Source organism: Acinetobacter sp. KAM396 (assembly GCF_021602765.1).
Lineage (GTDB): Bacteria > Pseudomonadota > Gammaproteobacteria > Pseudomonadales > Moraxellaceae > Acinetobacter > Acinetobacter towneri_A.
The window spans coordinates 1-9,046 of sequence record NZ_BPPH01000050.1 but is presented as its reverse complement, the minus strand read 5'-3'; the positions used below and the strand labels follow the sequence as shown (position 1 = coordinate 9,046).

6 protein-coding genes are annotated in these 9,046 nt (G+C 39.8%); 2 read left to right on the top strand and 4 right to left on the bottom strand.

Annotation, left to right across the window (positions count from 1 at the left end; genetic code table 11):
* Nucleotides 1–1,149 precede the first annotated feature (1,149 nt).
* On the bottom strand, nt 1,150–2,382 hold the full coding sequence (gene tyrS, locus L6C30_RS13790) for a tyrosine--tRNA ligase (protein ID WP_236163293.1): 1,233 nt from the start codon (nt 2,380–2,382) through the stop codon (nt 1,150–1,152).
* Between the two features lie 63 nt (nt 2,383–2,445).
* Between tyrS and L6C30_RS13785 the strand changes: the two genes are divergently transcribed.
* A complete protein-coding gene (locus L6C30_RS13785) occupies nt 2,446–3,573 on the top strand; it encodes an anhydro-N-acetylmuramic acid kinase (protein WP_236163292.1) in 1,128 nt (375 codons plus the stop codon).
* A gap of 128 nt (nt 3,574–3,701) precedes the next feature.
* Here the strand turns inward: L6C30_RS13785 and erpA are convergent, their stop codons facing one another.
* From erpA to L6C30_RS13770, 3 genes are all read right to left on the bottom strand, one after another.
* The gene (erpA, locus tag L6C30_RS13780; RefSeq protein ID WP_236163291.1) at nt 3,702–4,037 is read right to left on the bottom strand and encodes an iron-sulfur cluster insertion protein ErpA; all 336 of its coding nucleotides are present in this window, start codon (nt 4,035–4,037) and stop codon (nt 3,702–3,704) included.
* 133 nt (nt 4,038–4,170) lie between these two features.
* Nucleotides 4,171–5,178 (bottom strand): putative solute-binding protein, encoded by a 1,008-nt coding sequence (locus L6C30_RS13775; RefSeq protein ID WP_236163290.1) that lies wholly within the window; start codon nt 5,176–5,178, stop codon nt 4,171–4,173.
* Between the two features lie 181 nt (nt 5,179–5,359).
* Nucleotides 5,360–6,376 (bottom strand): putative solute-binding protein, encoded by a 1,017-nt coding sequence (locus tag L6C30_RS13770; RefSeq protein WP_236163289.1) that lies wholly within the window; start codon nt 6,374–6,376, stop codon nt 5,360–5,362.
* Nucleotides 6,377–6,763: 387 nt separating this feature from the next.
* Between L6C30_RS13770 and abc-f the strand changes: the two genes are divergently transcribed.
* Entirely contained in the window at nt 6,764–8,704 is a 1,941-nt protein-coding gene (gene abc-f, locus L6C30_RS13765; RefSeq protein ID WP_019836218.1) for a ribosomal protection-like ABC-F family protein, read from the top strand.
* Nucleotides 8,705–9,046: the final 342 nt, after the last annotated feature.

Below are 9,046 nucleotides of genomic sequence, written 5' to 3'. Positions count from 1 at the left end.
TAATGATCTTAATTTCTACCTCGTCAGCAGAAATTTTAACGCAAAACACTTCTAACAACTTAACCCTGTAAGCTAAGTTTTTAGGCTGTTTCGCGTCGGGATGAGTGCATTCTAGGGGATTTCAAAATCTTTGCAAGCCCCAGATTAGAATATTTTTCACGTATGTATTTTTTTTCTACAAAAATGCTTGGTTTTTTAATTTTTTAGCTATTTTTTCATCAAATTTTAATAAAAACTCACATCTCCAAAATAAAGAGGATGTTTTTATGCATACTTTTGCTGACTCAAATCAGTCAAATTTTTCAAGCTGTAATCAACGATTATCAATGTCTACGATTCTTTTCGTCTTGCGACATCTAAAAATTTACATTTCAGTTAAAAATGCTTTTGCATGATCCCCAATCCTATTCATACATACGGCGTACATTTATCATTTATTTTATATCTATATAGTGGTTTTAGCGCGAATTAAAAGTTGGTGCTCAGCATTTGCATTAGCGAGTTCAAGTTGACCAGCCTACTTCTCTATTCAGCAAATGTGGTTCGACGCATCTATATGCACCACTTACAACAGGGTTTTTCTTATAAAAGTAGCCTTAAAATTCAAATCAGGTTTTAAAAACTTCAATAGACTTCTTGCGTTCGTTAAATTTTAAATAGCCGAAAGCTATATTTTATGAGGTTTAGCCAATTCAAAAAATTAGATAAATCTATACTTTCGTAAGATTTCTTAATAATATTTCTATAAAACAAAGAGAAGAAACTTTACATTCAACCTTTAGATATAAACCACTGCAAAACCAAAGGCAAAAAAAAGAAAGAGATCTCTCCCAAAATCTCTCCCTCGGAGTTGAATCTATATGCGATCCATATATCGTTATTATAGTTATACGAAAAAAAGAGTCCCTTGGGGAAGGGACTTGTAAATTGTGGAGCTATAGTTATAAGTACCCTCTAGATCTGTTTTGTACACTGTGTCTAGATGGGTAAATCTTATACATAACTGAGCAAAATTGCAAGATGTTTGGCAAAATTTAAGTGTTGTTTTTATAGGTTTTTTTTGAATTTAGTTATTCATATAATAAATATACCAAACAGAAAATAAAAGCAGACCGAAGCCTGCTTGTATTTCAATCACTTAGAATAGTCCTAGTCTGTGAACGTAACTTTGGCAATTGCTTTTTTACCTGCCTGAATAATATGCGTTGTATTTTCTTTGATCGAAAAACTTGCATCGACTATATTCCAATCTACTTTCACTGCGCCACGCGCCACAGCATCTTTGGCTTGTGCAGCATTTTTAGTTAAACCCGCAGCACGTACAATAGAAGCAATAAATAATTCACCGCCAAATTCAGCACGCGAAATCGTGACTTCTGGCGTACCTTCAGGTAATTCACCTTCGGTAATGATATTACCCGCACCTTTATGGGCATTGGCTGCGGCTTCGCTACCATGGAAACGCTCAACCAATTCGAGTGCCAAAATCTTTTTGATTTCTTGAGGATTACGCCCTTCTGCCATTTCTTTCAACAATACGTCAATTTCATCCATTGACTTAAAGCTGAGTAATTCAAAATAGCGTTCTATCAGACTGTCTGGCATAGATAAGACTTTTTGATACATCGCACCCGGTGCATCAAACACGCCAATATAGTTGCCTAAAGATTTAGACATTTTATTCACGCCATCTAAACCTTCAAGAATTGGCACAGTAATACAAACCTGCGCTTCCTGATCATAACGACCTTGCAAGGTACGTCCCATCAACAAGTTAAAAGTTTGGTCTGTACCGCCCAACTCTACATCGGCATGTAATGCCACCGAGTCATAACCTTGTACCAACGGATACAAAAATTCGTGAATCGCAATCGGTTGCTGATTGTTATAGCGCTTGGTAAAGTCATCACGTTCTAACATACGCGCTACGGTTTGCTGCGATGCCAATTGAATTAAATCTGCTGCAGTTTTCGTTGCAAACCATTCTGAGTTAAACACCACTTTGGTTTTATTTGGATCAAGAATTTTAAAAACTTGTTCCTGATAAGTTTTGGCATTTTCTAAGACTTTTTCACGTGACAACGGCGGACGTGTTGCACTTTTACCCGTTGGGTCACCAATCATGGCGGTGTAATCGCCAATCAAGAAAAAGACTTCGTGACCTAAGTCTTGGAATACTTTTAATTTATTGATTAATACCGTATGTCCCAAGTGTAAATCAGGTGCAGTCGGGTCAAACCCCGCCTTAATTTTTAAAGGACGATTCTCTTTTAATTTCTTTAGAAGATCTTCTTCAGAAATAATTTCATGCGTGCCTCGTTGAATGAGAGCAAGTTGTTCTTCAGCCGGCAGGAAATTTGACATCACGAAATCCAAACACATCAGTTATTCAATTTGTGCGATATACTAACACTTTTTCAGCATATTGCAGGCTATAGAATAACCATGACAGCGATCTATATTGGGGTAATGACTGGCACAAGCATGGATGGTGTCGATCTTGTTGCTGCTTCTTTTGATCCACTGCAACTCCACGCTACCCTGACTTTGCCGTTTGATCCCGATTTGCGCGACGAACTTATGGCACTAACATTGCCAGGTGACAATGAAATTGACCGCATGGGTAAGGCAGATGTGGCTTTAGCCACCATGATTGGACATGGTATTAACAGCCTGATTGAAAAAAATAAACTAGATAAATCTCAAATTAAAGCGATTGGCTCACATGGTCAAACGATTCGTCATCGTCCCGAACATGGCTTTACCTTGCAAATTGGTGACCCCAATATCATCACCGAAATCACACAAATTCCTGTAATTTCAGATTTTCGTCGTCGTGATATGGCCGCAGGTGGACAAGGTGCACCTTTAGTACCCGCATTCCATCAAAACTTATTTCAACATCCCAGTATCCATCGGGTTATTTTAAATTTAGGCGGTATTGCCAATGTCAGCTTATTACCTGCGGGGCAGCCTGAAGCAGTATCTGGTTTTGATACAGGGCCTGCCAATATTTTAATGGATGCTTGGTGTGAGCGTTACACAGGACAACCTTATGATGAAAATGGCAATTGGGCGGCGTATGGTCATCCAATTCGCAGCTTATTAGACCGTTTGCAAGCCCATGCTTTTTTCTCTAAAGAACCGCCTAAAAGTACAGGTCGTGAAGACTTTAACTTGGAATGGCTAGATGAACAGGTTGCCGATTGGCGCAATGATGTAGAATATGACGAGTTAGAAGATAATCCTGAAAATATCCAAGCCACTTTATTAAAACTCACTACACGAGCAATTAAAAAAGCTATTTATCGTTCAGGCATGGATACAGGCGAAGTCTATGTTTGTGGTGGTGGTGCCTATAATTCTTATTTGCTAGAACAATTGCGTTGGCGTTTGCGTAAACATCAATGGACAGTACAAAGCACAGCCGATTTAGGATTAAACCCGACATGGGTCGAAGCCACCGCCTTTGCTTGGTTAGCGATGCGTTTTTGTCAGCAATTAAGTGGCAATTTACCTGCGGTCACAGGGGCAAAAGGTGATCGTATTTTAGGTACTATGACTTTGGTTTAAGGATGCACTTTTAAACCAAGCCATGAACAAAAAAGCCTTTCCTATTCTATATAGGAAAGGCTTTGATCATTTTGAGTACATGAATCTGCTTTTTCAGATGCTGATACTCAAAAATATTTAAATCACACTTAGATTGAGAATGAAGACCCACAACCACAAGTGGTGGTTGCATTCGGGTTTTTTACCACAAAACGCGAACCTTCCAAGCCTTCAATATAGTCCACTACTGAGCCAACTAAATATTGATAGCTGAGTGAATCGACCAGCATTTTTACATCGCCATTCACAAATTCTGCATCATCTTCATTTTGGCTTTCTGCAAAGTTAAAGCCATAAGAAAAGCCTGAACAACCGCCACCTGTCACATATACACGTAGCATTAAGTCTTGATTACCTTCACTTTCACGCAATTGGCGAACTTTTTTAGCAGCGTTGTCGGTGAGCTCAAGTGCTTGGGCATTCATGATGGATTTTCCTCAGGTACAATTCAGATGTCTTTTCTGCAAAAAGACCACTTATCAAGTATAGCATACTCAATATTGGGACAGTGATGCAGAATTAAAGTGAATTCTGAGTAATTACCTCAAGATTCTCCAATTATTTGTAATTTTCGTCCTGCAAACCACATTCAAAATTGGTTGGCGCTTGTTTACAACGGAATTGCCATAATAATTTCATCATGCGTTTGTCATAAACACCACGTTTAGTTAAGTCAATCCGCGATTCACGCATCATTTTCTGATAACCCGGTTGATCTGCTGCAGGCACTTGCATCCAATATTTTGCAGGAATATCAGCTTTCATTTTACCCAGAATACCAAAGGCACGTGGTAACTGCCCTTTGACCCAATCACGTGATTTTTGACCAAATCCTGCAGGGAATTTATCAGGACGGATAATAATATTGCCCGTGACTTGTAAAATTGGATAATTCACAATCGCGCCTTTAGTGCCCAAACCTTTATGTAGTTCCAAAGGACGGAATACTGCAGCGGGCGCACCAATAATATCGACCTGACCATTGTTAAATTTACTGCCAAAATTGGTGACATCGGCACTGACTGCTTGCGCACCAATTTGCTGTACCATAATTTTTTGCGCTTGGTCATAATCTAAAACCGCAATTTTTTTTCCTGCAGCTTTGGCGACACTATTAATACTGCGGTCATTCACCATCAAAAAGGCATCACCCACAGGAATAACACCTGCGACTTCATACTGACCATTGCGCATATATTTGGCGAAAGCAGGACTTGCCAAACCTTGCATGACTTTGACTGCCAGTTTTAAATCTGGAATCGCGCCAATTGCATCCAATGAGCCTGTAAAATGGTTAAATTGACGACCACGCATGCCCGTCACACTAATACCATCACATTTTCCTGCTTTAAAATCTTCTGCAATCACGCCTTCGTTTTGACCTACGCGTAACTCAATCTCTGCACCCCAGTTTTTGGCCGCCAATTGATAATCTTGCATTAAGTTATAGACATCACCGTTTTTACCGACCAAATCGAATACACAGACCACTTGTTTGGCCTGCGCTGCACTAGCGGCTAAAGACAAGCCTGCACCGAATAATAAAGCTTGCGTCCATTGTTTCATTTTATAGTTCCTTACATTTTTGTTTTTCTGGGCAAAATTGATCCAAACCTTCAATTTTGCATCACTGTTCTTTTATCAAGCTCAGATTAACGAATTTTAATCTTTAGCTGATAGGACTCAATTGACGAATCTTTCAATATAAAAAAACCTAGAGATCTAGGCTTTTTTATTAAAAATCAATCTATTCACCACCTAGTGAACATTCAAAATTGGTTTTTTCGACAGAACAACGAGCACGTTTTAACACACTCATCATGGCAGGGTCATAAATGCCGCGTTTAGTCATATCCATACGGCCATCACGTAGCATTTTTTGATATTTGGTTTTATCTTCTGCGCTTAAGTTCATTTTATATTTGGCTGGAATTTCACCTTCTAAACGATTAATCATACTCATCGCCTTAGGTAAGTTTTTTACAAACCAATCTCGTGATTTTTGCCCAAAGCCCGCAGGGAATTGTTCAGGACGAATTACAAAGTCTGCGCTCACTTGTAATACAGGGAAATTAAACATTGCCCCGTGATTACCTAAACCTTTGTAGATTTCTAAAGGTTTGTACGCATAGGCAGGTGCACCGACCATATCGACCTGCCCATTGTTAAATTTCGCCACAAAGTTAGAAACATCAGAAATGACGGCTTGCGCACCGACACGCTGCACCATAATTTTTTGTGCATCATCATAGCCTAATACCGCAAACTTTTTTCCTGCTGCTTTTTCAATCGAATTGATATTCTTGTCGCGCACAAAAATGAATGCCGAACCTAAAGGTGAAATACCTGCAACTTCATATTTCTTGCCACCTAAAGTGGTGACCATTTTCGCTGCATTGCGTTTGTCTAAAGCAAAACTGATGGCACGTTGTGCAATCGCATTACTTGGTGCACCACCTAAAGCATCAATTGACCCTGCAAACTTATTGTATTGACGGGCACGCATGGCAGTCATAAATACCCCATCACATTTGCCTGCTTTAAAGTCATTGTCTGCAACAGCTTCATCTTGACGCGGAATTAAATTGACTTCTGCACCCCAGCCTTTTGCTGCTAGCGCCCATTCCTGTGCCATTTGATAAGATTCGCCAGACTTACCCAGTAAGTCAAAGACACATACATCTATTTTTGCTGCTTGCGCCTGAGCACTGAAACCGATCGCTGCGAATGCAGTCAATGTTGCGCTGACCCATATTTTTTTCATTGTTTCAATCCTTCTACAGATTTTTTTATTTTTGAGTGTCCGTACACGAAACAAATATTAAGCAAGTTCAAATTAAAAAAATAGAGCATTTACTCGAATTTCGTCTGTCAATTCTGCCAAAACCTTATGCTGCCTTACTTTAAGCGATCACTTTTATTCCATAATTCACTTATATTTTATAGATTTAGATCAAAATAAAAATCATCTCCAACATGCATGTATTTTGTGCTTGTTTACAAAGTCATAAAAAAGCCTGTTGCTAGATTATAATTCTTAAACATTACAAAAGAGATTTTTCGCAAATCGCAAATAAAACTAGGCTTATTTTTGTTTTCTGCTGGGCTTCCATTAGAATATGCCCAACTTTTGTTGTGACCAGTAAACACCATGATTCAACTTGACCAAGTTTCTTTACGCCGCGGTGGACGTGTTTTATTTCAAAAAGCGTCTATGCAAATCCATCCAGGCTGGAAAGTCGGTCTTACAGGCGTCAATGGTGCAGGAAAATCCAGTTTATTTGCTGCGCTTTTGGGCAGCTTAACCCCAGACGAAGGTACACTAAGCCGTCCGCAGGGCTGGACTGTGGCGCACATGGCACAGGAAGTTAAAGCATTGGATTTGCCTGCGATTGATTTTGTGCTCTCGGGTGATGAAGAATACTGGAACATTCAACAACAACTACAACATCCTGAACAATTAAATAATGACCAACTTGCGCATTTGCATGGTCGTTTTGATGAAATTCATGGCTATACCGCACCTGCCAAAGCCGCACAACTCATGGCAGGTTTAGGTTTTATGGCACATCAAAACAGCTTAGCGGTCAGTAGTTTTTCAGGTGGATGGCGCATGCGTTTAAATTTGGCGCGCACCTTAATGAGTCGCTCCGAATTATTATTACTGGACGAACCCACCAACCACTTAGACTTAGATGCAATTTTATGGTTAGAAGACTGGCTCAAAGCCTATGCGGGAACGTTGGTACTGATTTCCCATGACCGTGATTTTTTAGATGCCATTACCGATCATATTTTACATATTGAAAATAGCGAATTGACTTTATATACAGGCAATTATTCAACCTTTGAAACCACCCGCTGTGAACGTTTGGCACAACATCAACAAGCGTATGAAAAACAATTAGAAACTCGTGCACATTTACAAAAATATATTGATCGCTTTAAAGCCAAAGCCACCAAAGCACGGCAGGCACAAAGCCGTATCAAGCAATTGGAACGCATGCAATTGCTTGCCCCTGCGCATGTAGATACCCCGTTTACCTTCAGTTTCCGTGAACCCACCAAAATGAGTTCTCCATTACTGACCTTGGAACACGTCAGCATTGGTTATGCCGATAAAGTGATTGCCAGCAAAATTAACTTACAAATTACTCCGATCAGCCGTATTGGTTTATTGGGGATGAACGGCGCAGGTAAATCCACTTTAATTAAATCCTTAGTGGGAGAATTGGCGTTATTGTCAGGTACTCGCAAAGCCTCAGAGTTGCTCAATATTGGCTATTTTGCGCAGCATCAAATGGATGCTTTGGATGATACTGCCAGCCCGATGCTACAACTATCACGCATTGCCGATAAAAAAATCAGCGAAGCCACTTTACGCGCCTTTTTAGGCAGTTTTGGCTTTAGTGGTGAACGTATGGACACACCTTGTGAAAGTTTTTCAGGAGGTGAGCGTGCACGTTTGGCTTTGGCTTTAATTGTCTGGCAACGCCCTAACGTACTGATTTTGGATGAACCGACCAACCATTTAGATTTAGATATGCGACATGCCCTCACCATGGCTTTACAGGATTATGAAGGTGCAGTGGTATTGGTGTCACACGAACGTCAATTAATTGCCAGTGTCTGTGATGACTTACTCTTGGTTCATGCAGGACAATGCACAGAATTTGAAGGCGATTTACAAGATTATGCCCAATGGTTACGTCAAGCCCGTGCAGACATGCTTAAACAAGGCTCATCTAACACAGCTCCATCCAATCCAAGTCCAGTGATTGAAAACAAAACTAACCTTGCCAAAGTAGATAAAGAAGCGCAACGTAAACTGGCAGCACAACGCCGTGAACACACTCGCCCTATTCGTAAAAATATTGAAAAACACGAAGCGCAAATTGAAAAAATCCAACCGCGTCTGACTGAAATTGAAACCGAACTGGCAGATCCTGCCCTATACGATGCCAACCGTAAAGATGATTTGCTCAAACTCATGAATGAACAAAATGATCTGAAAACCAAATTGGCTCAGGCAGAAGAACACATGCTTGAATTGATGATGGAATTGGAAGAACTCGAAAGCAGTTTTGAATAACCATATCGATGAGATTTAACCCTATACAAAATAGGGTTAAATCTCATCATATTGGATAGAAGATACATTGTGTATGTTGCATAGTCATAAACCACATTCGTAACAGCTTTAATCTTTAGTTTAGCTTCACAATCACCATACCAAAAAAACCCTAGTCATTATTTTCACATGCTGAAATCTTTACTCGCCCTGTACTTGTTAAAAACTTCGATAACTCGCTAAGTTAGAGCTTATAGAGGTGGTCCCACTTGTTTGAACAACTAAAAGCGTATTTATAAGTGATATTCCGCTCTAGTTAAGCCACCTTGTTTTGTTGGGGTAGCTGATCATAGTAAAACTCAT

Bases quoted from the DNA above. Each gene is read 5' to 3' on its own strand.
- L6C30_RS13785 (WP_236163292.1), top strand. From the start codon at position 2,446: ATGACAGCGATCTATATTGGGGTAATGACTGGCACAAGCATGGATGGT.
- L6C30_RS13775 (WP_236163290.1), bottom strand. From the start codon at position 5,178: ATGAAACAATGGACGCAAGCTTTATTATTCGGTGCAGGCTTGTCTTTA.
- L6C30_RS13770 (WP_236163289.1), bottom strand. From the start codon at position 6,376: ATGAAAAAAATATGGGTCAGCGCAACATTGACTGCATTCGCAGCGATC.
- tyrS (WP_236163293.1), bottom strand. From the start codon at position 2,382: ATGTGTTTGGATTTCGTGATGTCAAATTTCCTGCCGGCTGAAGAACAA.
- abc-f (WP_019836218.1), top strand. From the start codon at position 6,764: ATGATTCAACTTGACCAAGTTTCTTTACGCCGCGGTGGACGTGTTTTA.
- erpA (WP_236163291.1), bottom strand. From the start codon at position 4,037: ATGAATGCCCAAGCACTTGAGCTCACCGACAACGCTGCTAAAAAAGTT.